Below are 18,373 nucleotides of genomic sequence, written 5' to 3'. Positions count from 1 at the left end.
AAATGCTGCAAATTCATTGTCCATATTGTGATGAAATTCGAGAAGAAGAGGAATTTCACTACGCTGGAGAAGCACATATTGTTAGACCTTCTGCCCCAGATTTAATGACAGATGAAGAATGGGGTAAATACTTATTTCATCGTGAAAATAACAAAGGTGCGCACACTGAAATGTGGTATCACAGCGCAGGGTGTCGCAAGTTTTTTAATGTCACTCGTCATACGGTGACGAACGACATAGAAAAGGTGTACAAGATGGGCAGTCGTTCTGCTTCATTGAGTCAAAAGGAGGAGCAAAATGGCTGAACGCAATAGACTCAATAAAGGTGGTCGAATTGAGCGATCACAAAGCATGACCTTTTCTTTCAATGGTAAGAGTTATATTGGCTACAAAGGTGACACGATTGCGTCTGCTTTGTTGGCTAATGGCGTGGATGTGGTGGGAAGAAGTTTTAAGTATTCTCGCCCGAGGGGAATACTTGCTGCCGGTGCGGAGGAACCCAACGCAATTTTACAAGTGGGCAGCACTGACTCAACAACTATTCCCAATATTCGTGCTACCCAAGCTGAGTTGTATCAAGGGTTGATTGCGAGTTCGGTATCTGGCTGGCCAAGTTTGGATTTGGACGTAATGGCTGGTTTGGGAAGGGTAGGTGGCTCCATGATGCCGCCAGGCTTTTACTACAAGACTTTTATGCAACCACAGAGTTTGTGGCCAACCTATGAAAAATACATCAGAAAAGCAGCAGGACTGGGGAAAGTGCCCGCCAATGAAGACCCAGATCAATACGATAAATTTAATCATCATTCAGATGTTCTGATCATTGGTGGAGGGCCTGCTGGTTTAGCTGCGGCACGGACTCTGGTTGGTAGTGGCCTTCGAGTCATTATACTGGATGAGCAAAATGAATTTGGGGGCTCACTTTTATCTAATTCAGAGCTACTTGATGGCAAGCCATGTATGGATTGGGTATCAGAAACCTTAAGTATGCTGTCTTGCGAACCGAATTTTACTTTATTGACAAGAACAACCGCTTTTGGCTATTACGACCATAATTTTATTGGAGCGGTGGAGCGGTGCACCGATCATTTGGGTGAAAATATGCCAGGTGTTCGCCAACGTTTGCACCGTATTCGTGCAAAGAAAGTTATTCTGGCCACTGGCGCATTAGAAAGACCATTAGTTTTTGGTAATAATGATGTACCTGGTTGTATGCTAGCATCTGCGGTTTCTACTTATATTCATCGTTACGCAGTGGTTCCGGGCAACCAATTAGTGCTGATGACCACCAATGACTACGCCTATCAAACAGCTATCGATTGGCACAGTAAAGGTCGAGAGGTTGTCGCTATCATTGACACTCGGCGGGAGTCTCGAGGAGATTTACCAGCGAAGGCGCGAGACCTGGGTATCACAGTATTGACTGGCATGGCGGTCATTGATGTCAAAGGTAATCGACGAGTTAATGGGGTTGAAGTCGCCTCTCTTAATCATGATGGTAGTGAACTCATTAGCCAAGTTAAAGTCCATCATTTGGCGTGTGATACAGTGGCAAGTTCTGGAGGGTGGAGTCCAGTGGTTCATTTATCCTGTCACACAGGCAGTAAACCTATCTGGAATTCAGATATAGCCGGTTTTGTCCCAGGTGCGACTTGTCAAAACCAATTATATGTTGGTGGAATCGTAGGCACATATTCATTAGCAGCGGTGCTTGTTGAAGGCGCAGGTGCAGGGTTAATCAGTGGCGAAGAATTAGGTGGCGAATTAATTGAAAATAACTTTGCAGTGCCAACCGTTGATGGTTGCGTAGAGTCTGATTCGATGGAGCTTTATCACATTCCGCACCTGAAACCTACCAGTCGAGCTCCCAAGCAATTTGTTGACTTTCAAAATGACGTCACAGCCGCTGGTATCGAATTAGCCACAAGAGAAGGGTTTGAGTCGATTGAACATGTAAAACGCTACACCGCAATGGGATTTGGTACCGATCAAGGTAAAACCTCCAACATTAATGGCATGGCAATTGTAGCCAAAGCATTAAACCAAAGTGTACCAGAGACGGGAACGACGATATTTCGTCCTATGTATACACCCGTCACCTTTGGCGCTTTAGCTGGTAGAGATACTGGAAAGCTCTTTGATCCAGCAAGATTTACTGCAATGCACGAGTGGCACGTAGTGAATGGAGCAAAATTTGAAGATGTAGGGCAATGGAAACGACCTTGGTACTTTCCCAAACCAGGGGAAACTATGCAGGAAGCTCTCAACCGAGAGTGTATGGCAACTCGTCATAGTGTTGGTATTTTGGATGCATCCACACTTGGAAAAATCGATATCCAAGGTAAAGATGCTAGAGAATTCCTTAACCGAATTTATACCAATCCTTGGTCAAAGCTTGCTCCGGGGCGCTGCCGATATGGTGTGATGTGTAAAGAAGATGGAATGATTTTCGATGATGGAGTGACATCTTGTATCAACGACAACCATTTTATAATGACGACGACCTCTGGTGGAGCCGCTGCTGTTTTAGAGTGGATGGAACTTTGGCATCAAACCGAATGGCCTGAGTTAGACGTTTACTTTACCAGTGTCACGGACCATTGGGCGACAATGACAATATCAGGGCCTAACAGCCGATTTTTACTTGAAAAGCTGGTGGATGGTCATGACCTGTCGAATGAATCATTTCCTTACATGAGTTGGCAGTCATTGCGTGTTGCTGGGGTGAACGCAAGAGTATTTAGAATCAGTTTTACAGGTGAATTGTCTTTTGAAATCAATGTCTCTGCTAACTACGGCTTATATGTGTGGGAGCAAGTCATGGCGGCGGGTGAAGAATTTGGTATCACGCCTTATGGCACTGAAACCATGCATGTTCTTCGCGCAGAAAAAGGTTTCATTATTGCCGGGCAAGATACAGATGGCTCGGTATCTCCACAAGACATGGATATGAACTGGATAGTGGGTAAGAACAAGGAATTTAGTTATATCGGCAAGCGTTCATGGGGGCGTGAAGATAATCAGAGACAAGACAGAAAACAGTTTGTTGGTTTACTCACCACAGATCCTAGTTGCGTGTTGCCAGAGGGAGCACAAGCCGTATTCGATCCTAATGAGCCGATTCCAATGACTATGGTTGGACATGTTACTTCGAGTTACTTCAGCCCTGTATTGGATCGTTCGATTGCGCTAGGCGTGATAAAAGGTGGTTTAGCATTGCAAGGTGAAAAAGTTTATTTCCCATTACCTGACGGAACATCAGTCGAAGCTGAAATCGCCACATCTGTCTTTTATGACCCAAAAGGAGAGCGCCAAAATGTCTGATATAACTCTCGATCCTACACTTTCAAAGCCAAATCGACCAATAGATAAACAGAGTAAATGGACACCTCGTGCAGCATCACCACTTGATCATGTTGAGCTTGTGCAACCTGCTCAATCTTACCGAGATGTCAGCGTCGAGATTAAGGAAATTAAAGGACTTACTCACTTAGTATTACGAGGAAACTCAGAGGACCCTGCGTTTATTTATGGAGTAGAGCAAGCTATAGGAGTTGCTATCCCTACAACGCCAGGTACTTCTGCCCAAACTGACGCGCTACGAGTATTTTGGCAATCTCCTGATGAATGGTTGATTATCTCAGAGCCAAATTTAGCGTGTAGTATTGAAGCGGCTTTGCATAAACACTTAGTTGGCCATTATGCGGTTACTGAGGTCAGTAGTGGTCAGACTCTGGTAACATTGAGCGGTGAAAATGCTGAAAACGTGATAAAAAAATCAACATTGTATGATGTCCATATCCGTCAATTTCCGGTTGGTCGAGTGGTCGGAACCAATTTTGCTAAGTCTCAAGTTCAGATCAGGCGTGTCAGTGAAAAGGCCTTTGAGCTTATTATCCGTAGAAGTTTTGCGGATTACATTTGGATGTGGCTAATGGACGCAAGTCGGGAGTATGGTGTAGCTTTTCACAAACACTGATCAACAATATTGATAACCAGTCACCATGCTGTGGTAGTTTGGTGACTGATAATTATAGTCTTAAGGTGATTTAATGAACCAATCAAATTCCCACTACATTTTAACCGCAAGTTGCCCAAGTCGTATAGGTACGGTTGATGTTGTGACACGTTTTTTATGCGAATCAGGGTGTTATATATCGGAATTAAACTCTTTTGATGACGAGTTAAATAGGCGCTTTTTTATTCGTGTAGAGTTCACTAAAGAAGGCGGTGGAGAGTTTGATGAGCAAGCCTTTAAACAAGGTTTTGAGGGGCGAGCTAAACCATTTAAAATGGAGTGGGAGCTGACTAATAAGAGTTACAGGCCCATGGTTGTTATTATGGTATCTAAATACGATCACTGCTTAAATGATTTGCTCTACCGTTACCGAACTAATAACTTGTCGGTAGATATTCGAGCAGTGATTTCTAATCATGAAGACCTCAGATCCCTTGCTGAATGGCACAATATCCCCTATCACTGCTTCCCTATCACTAGTGAAACCAAAATACAGCAGGAAACGCAAGTACAAAAAGTACTGGATGATGTTGGATGTGAGCTATTGATTCTTGCTCGTTACATGCAAGTACTTTCTGATTCCATGTGTGAACGTTGGTCTCGAAAGGCAATCAATATTCATCATTCTTTGCTACCTGGTTTTAAAGGAGCTAAACCTTATCACCAAGCTTATGATAAAGGCGTTAAGTTGGTTGGTGCAACGGCACACTATGTGAGTAGCGATTTAGATGAAGGCCCTATCATTACACAAGGTATGGAGAACGTTAACCACACCAATTATCCAAAAGATTTAATAAAGAAAGGGATGGATGTTGAAGCATTAACTCTGTCTAGGGCCATTCAATACCATATAGAAAAGCGTGTATTCCTATTTAACGACAAAACGGTTGTTTTCGAACGTTCCTAATTAGTTCTATCGCCTACTGAATGTAGGTAAGTATTTTCGCTCTGTAAGTTTAAGACAAGCTAAAGCAAAAATAGCTCGACGAGTCTCTTTATTGACAACAAAAGTCGAGCTCGTTTTCTTGCACCCCAAATTTAGCATCAAACGAGAAATAAGGAAGATTCGATATGACGGAAATAGATAAATCCTCGCAGCCTAGCTTAGTCATGGCGATAATGCCTATCGCGATTACTCTGTGCATTCTGGCAGTGCAGCTTTTTATTTTTAATGATTTTACGCCCCATATTCCACTTGTTATTGGTATTAGTGTGACGGCTTTTCTTGCTTGGCTAAGAGGCTATCGCTGGCATGATATTGAGGATGGAATATTACACACAGTGCGTTTAGCAATGCAGTCTTTGGCCATATTGATGCTTGTAGGGATGATTGTAGGTATCTGGATTGCTAGTGGGACTGTCCCTTTATTGATTCAATACGGTCTTACCATGCTGAACCCGCAGATATTTTTGGCTGCAAGCATGCTGCTATGCGCGGTTGTTTCTTTGTCTCTTGGAACGTCATGGGGTACGGTAAGTACAGTGGGGTTGGCACTTGTAGGTATTGGTGTAGGGTTTGATATACCAATTTACTGGACTGCTGGAGCGGTTGTCTCTGGTGCTTTTTTTGGTGATAAAATGTCCCCCCTGTCAGATACAACCAATTTAGCACCAGCAGTGATAGGCGTTGATTTGTTCCAACATATTAAAAACATGCTGCCTACTACAATTCCTGCAATGCTAATTGCATTTAGTATTTATCTGTTTGTTGGGTTAAGTAATGCACCTTTGGGGAGTGTGGCATTAAATAAAATAGAGCTTATCAATGCTTGTATAGCGGCCAATTTCAATTTATCAGCTTGGCTTTTAATCCCTCCCGTTTTGGTATTAACCTGTTCCTTTTTTAAGTTACCTACTCTGCCATCTTTATTTATTGGAGTGGTGAGTGGTGCTCTGATTGCCAATGTTATCCAAGATGTATCTCTACATGAGTTGTTTCGATACGCTCAAAGTGGATACCAAATAGAAACGGGTGTTCAAGAGATTGATAGCTTACTTGCTAGAGGAGGTATTCAATCTATGACATGGGTTATTACTTTGATCATGATATCACTCGGGTTTGGCGGAGCGTTAGAAAGAACAAGGTGCTTAGAAACAATAGTGGAAGCAATACTAAGTAAAAGCTGTTCGTTTTTTCGTCTTCAAGCATCAGCGATCGGTACTTCAGTTGCAACCAACTTAGTCGCTGGCGACCCATATTTATCTATTAGTTTACCGGGACGAATGTTCGTACCTGTGTATGAAGCAAAAGGGTACTCGAAGCTGAACTTATCGCGAGCAGTGGAGGAGGGGGGAACACTGATTTCTCCACTTGTACCTTGGAATGCTGGTGGTGCGGTTGTTATTAGTGCTTTGGGGCTTGGGATCGCTGAAGGTAATATAGAAAATTTATTATATATTCCGCTAGCTTTTGCTTGCTGGATATCACCTGTCATCAGCCTTATCTTTGCCGCAACGGATAAATTTATTCTGCGAGAGGTAAGTTATAACTGAGTTAGAAAAGTTTTATGAGTAGATGAATAGTTTATATCCAACATGAAAAATAACTCTATACTCATAGAAATATTGGGTTATTTTTCTAATCTGTTGACCTTGACCATAGGGGAAGGTTTATACTTTAGTTTCGAACTAAAGGTATGCTATGAATCATTCACTTAAACATACATGGATTACGTTATTCAGTATCTTAGCGATGCTGATGACAAGCTATGTATCGAGTTCACCTCTAATGCCAGGTGATAGCATGCTTTCGCTAGTTCAGTCGTCAGAAAATGCTCATTGTCAAACTCGCTTCAATCAGTCTGGCAATGTATCGGCGAATACCAATCAACATAAGGTTAGTGTCAGTTGTCACTTGATGAAAAATGCTTCTTCGGATGGTATTCAGGAGCCAGTATCAATGGCTCATTGTGGGGATTCCTATCTTAGTGTTGACAACTGCTGTCCCTCTGTATTTTCTAGCGTGCTTTATCCTTTAGATACTTTAGATACTTTAGATACTTTAGATACGCTGGGCTTACTATCATTCTCTTTGGCGCCCTATCAATCTTTTAAAATTGGCTTAACAGCTATACATATCACTGGCTTACTTCGCCCACCCTCCTTTTAGTTTAATTCTCATTATTGTTCGTTCTCAAACATATTATGCACTTTGCTTCTAATTGATGGATCTAGTTGTTATGCAAAATAAAATACGCATAAAATTATTTAATAAGGTAAATAGATGAAAAAGATACTAATCGCACTACTTTCTTCAATCATAGCAAGCTCGGTTTTCGCTGATGCTGGCCATACCACCAAGGGACATTCGAAGATGGGTATTGAAGGCATGTCGGAAGTAGGTATGCCAGCAAAAGGAGCGCAACCAGATAAAGTTATTCACGTGTTGCTTAGCGATGACATGACTATTCAATTTAAAAAAGAGGTCAATATTGATCCTAATGATATTGTGCAGTTTGTGGTGATGAACCTTGGAAAGATTGATCATGAATTCACAATTGGTTCAGCGAAAGAGCAGTTAGAGCATCGAGAAATGATGAAAACCATGACACAGCATATGCACGATTCAGGAAGTGCGATTACCGTCAAGCCGGGAGAGGCCAAGCAGTTGTTATGGCATTTTTACGGGGATAACAAAGTTGAATTTGCCTGTAATATTCCTGGCCACGCAGAGGTTGGTATGGTTAAAAAAGTGACGTTATAGTTTTTTAACTTTTGTTTTAAACGCCAGTGCTCCTAGTGGCACTGGCGAAATTAAACGTGTGTCATCATGATGACTATTTATTAAATCGATTCAATAAAAGTCTGAACGCTTTAAGGCAGTAAAATGTTTTACAAACTCAGGCCTTTCTACCGCGACTTCATTTAGAACTTGGTCTTTGTTATCTGTATATAAGGACCCCGTGTTGTCACAGTTTAGATAAGCATTATCCTCACCTTGAAAGCACTCCTGGCTTACGGGTTCATTCTTCTGTGCTCTGGTGAAAGAAAAAGGGTTTAGGTTGAATAGACTCATAATACTTCCTTAACATCAGTTTTTCACATAGAACGAATTGTACAAAAAATGACCAAAATAACAAGGCGAAGATATGAAATTAGAAGAAATTCTTGAATAAATAATTATAATTATAAATATAAAAGCCTATATACATATGAATTTGTTATATTATTCTTGTGATTACTGATATTTAATAATCTCATTTTTGTGATCTATGTATCATTTTTGTGTTTATGAAGAAAAACTATCGAGTTTCGATGAAATATGCGATGTATTGGAGCATGACCTTAGGAATTACCATTTTGATTATTACAAAGCCATTATTTACTGTGGTGTATAGGATCCGAATAACTCAGCTTGAACTATACTATAATCCATAATTATTTTTGAAAAATGTTACAAATTTGGTCTTTTGAGAGGTTAGAATTTGAAGATTTTACATTTAGGTAATGGCATTTATTTTAATAGTTTAAGTGGGAAACTCACTAAAGAAGGGATGGTAGTTAAGGCTCTAGGGCTAAAGGAAGCTAATCTGTTGGCATTACTCTGTGGTAAACAAAACGAAATCATAAACCATGAGGAGATCTATCAGAAAATTTGGCCCAATGTGATTGTATCGGAAACTTCCTTGACAAAAATTATCTCTCTTCTTAGAAAGTCTATTTCTCCTTTGGGGCTTCCACTTGAGGTTAAAACTTACCCTAAAGAGGGCTATGGGATTGTTTGTGATAATGGGTTCGCAATTCGAGAAGTCGAGGTTGACGACTCAGAGGAAAACGAAGAGTTCGGTCAGGAAGTGTTACATGGTAGCTTTCAAATGCTCGGTGGTAACAAAAGCTCAAGTAAAAACACTCAACTTAACGCTTTTAAAAAGTGGCTTGTTATATATAGTGCTGCATTTGCATCATTACTATTGCTTCTTGAGATTTTTGTACTGGGATTGGTTCTGTAAATCGAATGTAGTAAGTACCATTGCTTTCTTATTGAGTGGTTCGGAGAAATGGTCATGGGTGGTGGTCTAGGTATCGTTGGGAGGTCTCCTTTAACTAAAATTTACTGAATGAATCCTAAAGCGCTGCGAAGCTGTGATAAGCAACCTTTTTTCTAACTGTACATAAGCAGTGCTTTTCGGTAGCATGTATGTCCTTTTAAATGACCAAATAGACGAGACTTTAGCAGCGTAAATACGCTCAAACATCATGCGCAGTATTCATACCAATATAAAACCCGAGTTTGAGCCTTTATTGTCTGAGTTAGCGATACATGCTTTACTTCATTTACGGACTAACCATAGCGCTAAAGTATTAGCGTATAGGTCGCGGTTTGAGATCAACGATATTCTTTCTGTTTGGCTAAATAGAGCTGGAAATAGCAAGAAGTACAAACCCTTTAAGAAAAAAATTCGCTCGCTTGTAACTCATGCACGTTCACAGCGTTTAGATATGGAATCGATGCTCAGCAACTTGTTATCACCTATAAATGGTGATGAGCTTCCTCATTTGGATAGTTTCCTTCTTTTAATTAATATGCTTGAGAAAGAGCTTAATACGACAGTGTTAGTATCAAGTTCAGAGAGTGTTGATTTATCTTATAACTCAAAAAACTGTCTGCTTTGTGTCTTGTCATCTGATCTCAATGCTCATTTCGATAATAAGAATCGTTTGTGCCAAAATATTTCAATGTTATTTCGTGGTTCTCGAGGGGAGAAACACGCCATATTACGAATCATTTATGCATCAGCAATATTTGAGCATAAGGTTGAGTATGAAGATGATGATTTTATCCGTATTTGTTTGGCTTTAAAATAAAACTGATTCCAGCATAGCGTTACAACATTTGGTCGAGCCTTGAAGGGTAATTCTTGCTCGTGTAAAAATACATGGATCCATTTTTTGTTTTGCGAATAACCTGAGTTACAGAATTACCTGACTGTTAATAAATTTAATAATAGAGTCTATGCTTATTAGATAAACATGGAAATTGTAGTGAACCCGTGTTTGCGCTTGGGAATGGGAGTCAGTTATGTCTCCTTGCTGATTTCTATTTCTCATTTAATACAAATGGCAGCTTAAGGCTGTCATTTTTTTGTTAGCTAGTAGCAGGTTATAGGCTTGATAAGTATCAGTACTATTATCTCTTTATCCGTCAATTTTTTATCAAATAATTAGCCTTTGTGTAATTTAGTATGTTTTTTGTTCTTTTTTACACAGGTGATACGCTAAATAGTATCTGCTCAGACCACTTAACTTTCATTTTCGTATTTAATACTACGTCCTTAATAAATCGTTGATATCAATTAAATCGGTATTTGTAGAGATTTTTACTAATCCCAAGGTGAATGTAGCGTTATATTTCACCTCTGAGGTGACATTTCTCTGCTTAATTCGCCATTTTTGATAGTAAATCAGGGTGTGATTGAGTTTATAACTTGTCAACATCTTGTGACTTAACCTTATCCTATATAAAAAGAGGCAAGAATGAACACAAAGCAGTGCTCCTTGTTAGCAGTGTCCATCCTACTCGCCAGCCAAGCACACTCGGCAGGCTTTCAAGTGGCGGAACATTCCGCATCTGGTTTAGGCCGAGCATTTTCGGGCGAAGGCGCTATTGCCGATAACGCAAGTGTATTGGCTCGTAATCCTGCAGCCATGATGAGATTTGAGCAAGCAGCCTTTTCAGGCGCCATCTCCTTTATCGATCCAGAAATTGATGTTAAAGATGTCAGCAATAACGAGCAATCTAATGACATCGCGCCTTTTCAGGTTGCGCCAGCCAGTTATTACATCGCGCCTATTAATCAAAGATGGGCATGGGGTTTAGGCTTATTTACCAACTATGGCGTTGCAACCGATTACCCAAGTGATATTTCTGCTGGTGATATGGCTGGAAATACGTCGCTGCGCTCAGTCAATTTAAACCCTAATATTGCTTATCGCTTAAATGAGTTTTGGAGTTTTGGTGCAGGTGTAAATTTGGTTTACGCCGAAGCTGAATTAACTCGCTATAAAGGTGAAACTACAACGGCGAGTGGTGGTAAGGCCTACGACAAATTAATTGGCATGACGGGGGAAACCTTTGGTTATGGTTGGAACATTGGCACCTTGTATGAGCTTGATGAGGATAACCGCTTTTCTTTGGCCTATCGCTCTGCGGTTAACTTAGATTTTGATGATGGTAAATTTAATTCCTATAGTTCAGGAATTGCCCCAGAGCCTACAGTTACCGGGCGTCTTAAAATCGAGTTACCAGCCATTATTGAGCTGTCTGGTTTTCATCAGCTAAATTCTCAATGGGCTGTGCACTACAGCTGGCAGCGTACGGATTGGAGCACTTTCACTAAGCTTGAGGCCACAAGTCCTACGTGTACCAACCCGAGTACAGGCATTCAAGGTCAGTGCTTCTACAAAGCAGAAGACTATAACGATAATGACCGTTTATCAGTTGGCGCAACTTACCAACTCAACAAAGAATGGACCTTGAGAGCAGGCTACGCCTTTGATGAGCAAGCGGGTAAAGCGACGCTAAGCATCCCAGACAGTGACCGTCATTGGTACAGTAGTGGTTTTACTTATCAATGGAGCCCTGCATTATCCTTTGATGCGGGTTTTGCCCTTGTTATGAGCGATAACGGATCGTTTAAAGAAACCAACGCCCTAGGTCAAGAACGCACTTTTGAATCTCAAGGTCGTGCCTTTATCTCCTCGATACAAATCAATTATGCATTTAATTAAGGTCTAAGGAATGACAAATCTTAAGAATATATTTCGCCTAACGTTATTATGCTCTGCTGCAATTTTTGTAGGTTGCGGAGACGGTAAAGGTAGCTCTGGTACAGAACCAGAATCGTATATCGGTGAATCTTTATCTCGAAGTACCACCGTCAGAATGTACCTCGATGGCGGCAATAAGCATGTGCCTTTGAACAATAACCTGCTAATTGACAGTCAAACAGGTATGTTAAAGGTTTTATCTGATCGAGAGCGAGCCAATAGCGATATTAACGATCCTAAAGTAGCACTCGGTTACGCTGATGGTTTTTCTACATCTATGCCAATATACATTTCTTTGGACGGCAGAGGCTTTGGTGATAAGGATGAGATCACAGAGGGAGTTAGCTTGTTTAAGGTTACAAAGCCTTTGACTAACAATGCAGTATTTCGGGAACGTCCACTGGAATTGTCTCATGATGAATTTCAAGTAATCGGTAAAGGCGACACACTTGTGGTGGTTCCGACTAAGCCTTTTGAGCCAAGTGCAGAGTATGTATTAGTTTTAACCAACAAAATAAAAGATGTTAAAGATGAGCCTATTGGTATGTCAGTCTCTTATGCTGGATTAAAGTCTCATATTTATAATCAGGGCAAATTAGCCCAAGTGCAGAAATTGATTAAGGCCCAAGAAGCGATCGCTCAAGTGGGGGGGATTGATCCCAAAACTATCGTTTATTCTTCTTGGTTTACGACTGGCTCAGTTGGCTATGTGATGACTAAAACCGCAGAAGAACTGTTAAAGCTAAAAACTGATAGCGCTGGAGCATTTAAATTAGAAAATGCAAACCCTAGTAATCTAGATCTTTCATCAATTTACTCTTTGGCACTGGACAAAGATGAACATGGTGAGGCAAAAATTCGGTCATTTACTGCGGCTTTGGATGATGAAAAAGTATTTAGTGTCGCTGGGAGTGACGGTGAGAAGTTTAAAAATGGACTAAAGGATTTATACACAGCGTCACTTAAAAACTTGGATTTGGTTAGGGTTACTAAAGGTAAGGTGACACTGCCTTATTTTCTGGAATCTGGTAGTGCATTTGCGGTCACGCCTTTTGAGCCTGCGGTGCCAGGAGCTTCGTTTGTTAGCCGTTATTCGCCTATTCCAGTGATTAAATCACTTAAGGACGTGGAGTTTACACTATTTACTCCAAAAGATACTAAGGTCGATGGTATAGTCATTTACCAGCATGGTATTACTTCTGTAAAAGAAGATGTCTATGCCTTTGCAGTAAATCTAACCGAAAGGAATTTAGCTGTAATTGCTATTGATCATCCCCTTCACGGAGCCCGAGCGCTAACTTTAGGTGACAATCAATTGATTGTGACTGATAAAGAAAACCCACTTTACTACCTAAATTTAGCAGCCTTACCTGTCGCTAGAGACAACCTAAGGCAGAGTGTTCTGGATATCTTAGGATTGCGATTAGCTTTGGAAGGTAAATACCTTAATGTTCAAAATGATAAGGTAGAGCTTGAAGTGTATGACCCTGATTTGGGGGTTCCAGCTGATGCTACTGCGTTGGACAAAACTAACATAAAGTTTCTTGGTCATTCCCTGGGAGGAATCTTGGGTAACACGGCCGTTGCAATAGGGAGTGCCACCGAACTGCCGCAATATGGCTTTAAGTCTGCTGCATTTGCAAAATCAGGAGGCCATATTGCTGAGCTATTGTCCATATCAGGCAAATTTGGAGACGTTATCAAAAAATCATTTGCTGCAAAGTTGGGACTCCCTGTTGATTCACAAGAATTTGAAACTAAGTTTGCTCAGTTCAAAATAGTTTCTCAAACTCTAATGGATACCGTGGACCCTCACACTGTAGTTAGTGCAGGCCTTTATCCAACAAATGTACCTACGCTGCTACTACAAGTAAAAAATGATGATACGGTACCTAACCATGGTTTTGCACTTATTGATGGAAATGCTATACCACGAGTGCCGACAGCTCATTTCGTAGGTACTGAAGGTTTACGAAGCGGTTTTGAACAAGGTGATGCTGGTGTTGTAAGACAGTTTGCTTCCTTCAAAGAAGGAGATCATGCTTCGCTATTTGTTCCTAATACTGAAGATTCAGATAGTGATGCAGATAAGCAGCGTAAAGTTGGTAATACTTTCGCAATTCGAAAGTTAGTAGTAGATTTTCTGTCTAATGATAGTGACATTCCAATTGTTAATGAAGGTGTTGTAACTCTTGAGTCTTTATCAGTATTAGAATAGCCAAGTTCAAGTTATTAACCCAAGTGTAAAATAACAATCACTCATTTGAACTATAATAAAATGTAGGCGGCGGAAACGTCGCCTTATTTTTAATCAAAATATTGAGTGAGGCGAATATGGAAATGCACCAGCACTCGATGCCTGATTTGTTTATGCAACTTGGGCTCGATAGCTCAGATGACAATATACGAGAGTTTGTCCAAACACACAGTGGCTTGGTGGTGGGTACGGCACTGCATGAAGCTTTCTTTTGGTCACGCTCACAGGCTGCATTTTTAAAACAAGCCATTGACGAAGATGCAGATTGGGCAGAACTTGTTGACCAGCTTGATACTATGTTAAGAGGTTAGAATGAGTTTATACCTTTGCGAAAGACTGTGCCGAGCAAATCGATTTAAGGCTTATTGCACTGTGTGATAAGCCTTTTCTGTATTTTACTATGCGTCTTTCTGTGCTGATTCTTGATGTTAAATCCTACATTTTTTCAAATTGCTCCTAACTTTTCATGTTAACTCTTAATATGAAAAATCAGAGCCAGATCGTGTTTTTTTACTTATCTAAGAAAATAATCCAATTGGGCTTGAAAAAGTGATGAAAGGCCCCATTTCAGATACTGTTATCTGCTTAATTGACATTTTTTTTAGCGATTAGTGGAGTTTTTAGGTTAGAAGGCTAAGTGATGTTGGGTATAAGCTCGACAGTAACCGATCAGGTCGGTAGAATGCGGCGTCTGAAATTTTATCCTGAGGCTAATCGGAGATACCTTTGAAGATTATTTCGAAAAAGATATCACTGATTAGTCCGGTGACTGACTCGTTTAGTTATCGATTCTCGATTTACGAATAGTACTCTTTGAGTACCAATGAAGATGAACTTTTACTGAGTTCATACGCTCAGTTTCAGTCTGAGCCAGTTTTGAGGTTAATGAATAATGCAAGTTACTGTTGAAACGCTAGAAGGCCTACAGCGCCTTCTTAACATTACTGTTCCAGCTGCAAACATCGAAGATGCTGTCACAGCTGAACTACGCAATATCGCAAAAAACCGTCGTTTTGATGGTTTCCGTAAAGGAAAAGTGCCATTAAAAATGGTTGCGAAGATGTATGGTAAAGCAGTACGCCAGGACGTGATGGGTGAAGTGATGCAGCGTCACTTTATCGAAGCGATTGTTAAAGAGAAGATTAACCCAGCAGGTGCTCCTGCTTTTACGCCTGTTGAAAATACAGAGGGTGAAGATCTTGTTTTTAATGCGACTTTTGAAGTTTACCCAGAGGTTGAGTTGAAAGGTCTAGAAAAGATTTCAGTTGAAAAACCAACCACTGAAGTTCAAGACGCAGATGTTGAAGAAATGATCGAAACACTACGTAAGCAGCAAGCAGCTTGGGTAGAAGTTGAAGATGCGGCTGAAGAAGGCAAGCGCGCAACTATCGATTTTATCGGCTCTATTGATGGCGAGGAGTTTGAAGGTGGTAAAGCTGAAAACTTCCCATTAGAAATGGGTGCGGGACGCATGATTCCTGGTTTTGAAGACGGTATTGCAGGTAAGACTGCTGGTATGGAATTTGAGATCGATGTGACTTTCCCAGAAGACTACCATGCTGAAAACCTCAAAGGCAAAGAGGCTAAGTTTGCGATAAAAGTAAACAAAGTTGAAGCTCGTGAACTACCTGAAATTAACGATGAGTTTGTTTCTAAGTTTGGTGTTTCTGGTGGTGGTATTGATGCACTGAAAGCAGAAGTACGTAAAAACATGGAGCGTGAGCTTAAGCAAGCAGTGAAAAATCGGATTAAAGAACAAGCCTTAGAAGGTCTAGTTCAAGAAAACGAAATCGATGTCCCTTCTGCACTAATCGACCAAGAAATTGGTACTTTGCGTCAGCAAGCGGCCCAGCGTTTCGGTGGAAACCCAGAAGCAGCCGAGCAGCTGCCACGCGAATTATTTGAAGAGCAAGCGAAACGTCGCGTTAGGGTTGGCCTTCTTCTAGGTGAAGTGATCAAATCTGAAGAGCTAAAAGCTGACGATGATAAAGTTAAATCACTGATTGAAGAGATGGCAACAGCTTACGAAGACCCATCTGAAGTGATTGCTTACTACGAGCAAAACACTCAGATGATGGACAATATGCGTAATGTTGCTCTAGAAGAGCAAGCAATTGATGCAATTATCTCTAAAGCTCAGGTGTCTGAAAAAACGGTAAGCTTTAACGAGCTAATGAACCAACAGCAGCCTGCTTAATAAGCAATATCTTGCGTACAAGGTTGACGGAACGTTAACTCTTCTGCTAACAATGGTCCGTATGATATTCATCATCCGGACCATTTATTTTAGGGACATAACAATATGAGCTACCAAGAAAAAAATGCAATGTCACCCATTCTAGACGCACTGGTACCCATGGTGGTCGAACAGACTTCTCGTGGTGAGCGCTCTTACGATATTTATTCTCGCTTATTAAAAGAGCGTGTGATTTTCCTAACAGGGCAAGTCGAAGACCACATGGCAAACCTTGTGGTGGCACAGTTACTTTTCTTAGAGTCTGAAAATCCTGATAAAGATATTTTCCTATACATTAACTCGCCTGGTGGCAGTGTGACTGCGGGTATGTCCATTTATGATACCATGCAGTTTATAAAGCCAAATGTCAGCACAGTGTGTATGGGACAAGCATGTTCTATGGGCGCGTTTCTGCTAGCGGGTGGTGCACCTGGTAAACGCTATGTGCTGCCTAATTCACGAGTGATGATTCACCAGCCTCTTGGTGGCTTCCAAGGGCAGGCGTCAGATATTCAAATCCATGCTCAAGAGATTCTGACTATTAAACAAAAACTCAACAAGCTACTTGCTGAGCATACGGGTCAGCCCCTAGATATCATTGAACGCGATACCGATCGTGACAACTTTATGGCAGCAGAACAAGCTGTAGATTATGGGTTAGTTGATTCTATGCTGACCCACCGAAGTGAGCAATAATTGCCAGAGCATTTTGGCTATAATTGATATACACTCAAATTATAATGAGTAAAGGCTAAGAGGTTAGCGAATGACAGACAAAAGCAAAGAGAGCGGTAGTAATAAACTTCTTTACTGTTCTTTCTGCGGCAAAAGCCAGCACGAAGTTCGCAAGCTAATCGCCGGTCCATCCGTATACATCTGTGATGAATGTGTCGACTTGTGTAACGATATCATCCGAGAAGAAATCAAAGATGTGTTACCAAAGAAGCAATCTGAAGCACTGCCTGTGCCCAGAGAAATTCGTGACCATCTTGATGATTATGTGATTGGCCAAGATTATGCTAAGAAAGTGCTCGCGGTAGCCGTATATAACCACTATAAGCGTTTACGTAATGGAGATACGACCAGTGAAGGCGTTGAGCTTGGTAAAAGTAATATCTTGCTCATTGGCCCTACAGGTAGCGGTAAAACCTTATTGGCAGAAACATTAGCACGTTTCCTAGATGTTCCATTCACAATGGCTGATGCTACAACGCTTACTGAAGCAGGCTATGTCGGTGAAGATGTTGAGAACATCATCCAAAAACTACTACAGAAATGCGATTATGACGTAGCGAAAGCTGAACGGGGTATAGTCTACATTGACGAGATCGATAAAATTTCTCGTAAGGCTGAAAACCCATCTATCACTCGAGATGTCTCTGGTGAAGGTGTTCAGCAAGCGTTATTAAAACTAATTGAAGGCACGGTTGCTTCGGTTCCACCACAAGGTGGGCGCAAACATCCACAGCAAGAGTTTCTTCAAGTCGATACTTCGAAGATTCTCTTTATTTGTGGCGGTGCTTTTGCCGGTTTAGATAAAGTCATTGAGCAACGTGTCGCTACAGGGACTGGTATTGGCTTTGGTGCTGAAGTGCGCTCTAAAGATGAAACCAAAACTGTAGGTGAACTTTTCACTCAGGTAGAACCAGAAGACTTGGTGAAATATGGCTTAATACCTGAATTTATCGGCCGTTTACCAGTAACAACTACCCTAACAGAGTTAGATGAAGCGGCGCTTATCCAAATTTTGTGTGAGCCTAAAAATGCCCTGACTAAGCAATATGCGGCTTTGTTTGAGTTGGAAGACTCTGAACTAGAATTCCGTGAAGATGCGTTACGTGCGATAGCGAAAAAGGCTATGGAGCGTAAAACGGGTGCTCGCGGTTTGCGTTCTATTCTGGAGGGGGTTTTGCTTGAAACCATGTATGAATTACCTTCAATGAATGACGTCAGTAAAGTTGTTATTGATGAGTCGGTTATTAATGGTGAATCTGAGCCTTTACTGATTTATAGTAACGCTGACAATCAAGCAGCAGGTGCTGAATCTTAAATTAGATTCACATAAATTTAGTATTAAATTAAGGAGGTAGTGATT

At 41.0% G+C, this 18,373-nt stretch carries 16 protein-coding genes; 15 read left to right on the top strand and 1 reads right to left on the bottom strand.

Features of this window, described 5'->3' with window-relative positions:
• Positions 1-2 precede the first annotated feature (2 nt).
• From OCV27_RS10545 to copI, 7 genes are all read left to right on the top strand, one after another.
• On the top strand, positions 3-305 hold the full coding sequence (locus OCV27_RS10545) for a sarcosine oxidase subunit delta (protein ID WP_337969062.1): 303 nt from the start codon (positions 3-5) through the stop codon (positions 303-305).
• Entirely contained in the window at positions 298-3,324 is a 3,027-nt protein-coding gene (locus OCV27_RS10540) for a sarcosine oxidase subunit alpha (protein ID WP_337969061.1), read from the top strand. The genes OCV27_RS10545 and OCV27_RS10540 overlap by 8 nt, the downstream gene beginning before the upstream one ends.
• Positions 3,317-3,979, top strand: coding sequence for a sarcosine oxidase subunit gamma (locus OCV27_RS10535; protein ID WP_337969060.1), 663 nt, complete (start codon positions 3,317-3,319; stop codon positions 3,977-3,979). Before OCV27_RS10540 ends, OCV27_RS10535 begins: the two co-directional genes overlap by 8 nt.
• Before the next feature lie 73 nt (positions 3,980-4,052).
• Entirely contained in the window at positions 4,053-4,925 is an 873-nt protein-coding gene (gene purU / locus OCV27_RS10530) for a formyltetrahydrofolate deformylase (RefSeq protein WP_337969059.1), read from the top strand.
• A gap of 164 nt (positions 4,926-5,089) precedes the next feature.
• Positions 5,090-6,511 (top strand): Na+/H+ antiporter NhaC, encoded by a 1,422-nt coding sequence (nhaC, locus tag OCV27_RS10525; RefSeq protein ID WP_337969058.1) that lies wholly within the window; start codon positions 5,090-5,092, stop codon positions 6,509-6,511.
• Positions 6,512-6,659: 148 nt separating this feature from the next.
• On the top strand, positions 6,660-7,127 hold the full coding sequence (locus OCV27_RS10520; protein ID WP_125319849.1) for a hypothetical protein: 468 nt from the start codon (positions 6,660-6,662) through the stop codon (positions 7,125-7,127).
• A gap of 114 nt (positions 7,128-7,241) precedes the next feature.
• Positions 7,242-7,721 (top strand): copper-resistant cuproprotein CopI, encoded by a 480-nt coding sequence (gene copI, locus OCV27_RS10515; protein ID WP_125319848.1) that lies wholly within the window; start codon positions 7,242-7,244, stop codon positions 7,719-7,721.
• 90 nt (positions 7,722-7,811) lie between these two features.
• Here the strand turns inward: copI and OCV27_RS10510 are convergent, their stop codons facing one another.
• A complete protein-coding gene (locus tag OCV27_RS10510; RefSeq protein ID WP_125319847.1) occupies positions 7,812-8,033 on the bottom strand; it encodes a hypothetical protein in 222 nt (73 codons plus the stop codon).
• Positions 8,034-8,442: 409 nt separating this feature from the next.
• Here OCV27_RS10510 and OCV27_RS10505 point away from each other — a divergent pair, with 409 nt between their 5' ends.
• The 8 genes from OCV27_RS10505 to clpX all read left to right on the top strand — a co-directional run bounded on the left by OCV27_RS10505 (position 8,443) and on the right by clpX (position 18,328).
• Positions 8,443-8,967: a winged helix-turn-helix domain-containing protein gene (locus OCV27_RS10505; protein WP_125319846.1), complete on the top strand. Its 525-nt coding sequence runs from the start codon at positions 8,443-8,445 to the stop codon at positions 8,965-8,967.
• Positions 8,968-9,214: 247 nt separating this feature from the next.
• On the top strand, positions 9,215-9,823 hold the full coding sequence (locus OCV27_RS10500) for a DUF2913 family protein (RefSeq protein WP_125319845.1): 609 nt from the start codon (positions 9,215-9,217) through the stop codon (positions 9,821-9,823).
• A 669-nt stretch (positions 9,824-10,492) separates the two neighbouring features.
• Positions 10,493-11,746 (top strand): outer membrane protein transport protein, encoded by a 1,254-nt coding sequence (locus tag OCV27_RS10495; protein ID WP_125319844.1) that lies wholly within the window; start codon positions 10,493-10,495, stop codon positions 11,744-11,746.
• A gap of 10 nt (positions 11,747-11,756) precedes the next feature.
• Entirely contained in the window at positions 11,757-14,003 is a 2,247-nt protein-coding gene (locus OCV27_RS10490) for a lipase (protein ID WP_125319843.1), read from the top strand.
• Between the two features lie 116 nt (positions 14,004-14,119).
• Entirely contained in the window at positions 14,120-14,353 is a 234-nt protein-coding gene (locus tag OCV27_RS10485; protein ID WP_125319842.1) for a DUF2789 domain-containing protein, read from the top strand.
• Between the two features lie 581 nt (positions 14,354-14,934).
• Entirely contained in the window at positions 14,935-16,239 is a 1,305-nt protein-coding gene (gene tig, locus OCV27_RS10480) for a trigger factor (protein WP_125319841.1), read from the top strand.
• 105 nt (positions 16,240-16,344) lie between these two features.
• Complete coding sequence (gene clpP / locus OCV27_RS10475; protein ID WP_125319840.1) at positions 16,345-16,974, top strand: ATP-dependent Clp endopeptidase proteolytic subunit ClpP; 630 nt, start codon at positions 16,345-16,347, stop codon at positions 16,972-16,974.
• Positions 16,975-17,044: 70 nt separating this feature from the next.
• Complete coding sequence (gene clpX / locus OCV27_RS10470) at positions 17,045-18,328, top strand: ATP-dependent protease ATP-binding subunit ClpX (protein WP_125319839.1); 1,284 nt, start codon at positions 17,045-17,047, stop codon at positions 18,326-18,328.
• The last annotated feature ends 45 nt before the right edge of the window (positions 18,329-18,373 follow it).

Source organism: Vibrio pectenicida (genome assembly GCA_024347015.1).
GTDB classification, from domain to species: domain Bacteria; phylum Pseudomonadota; class Gammaproteobacteria; order Enterobacterales; family Vibrionaceae; genus Vibrio; species Vibrio pectenicida.
The sequence above is the reverse complement of the archived record's forward strand: the minus strand, read 5'-3'. Positions and strand labels throughout refer to the sequence as shown.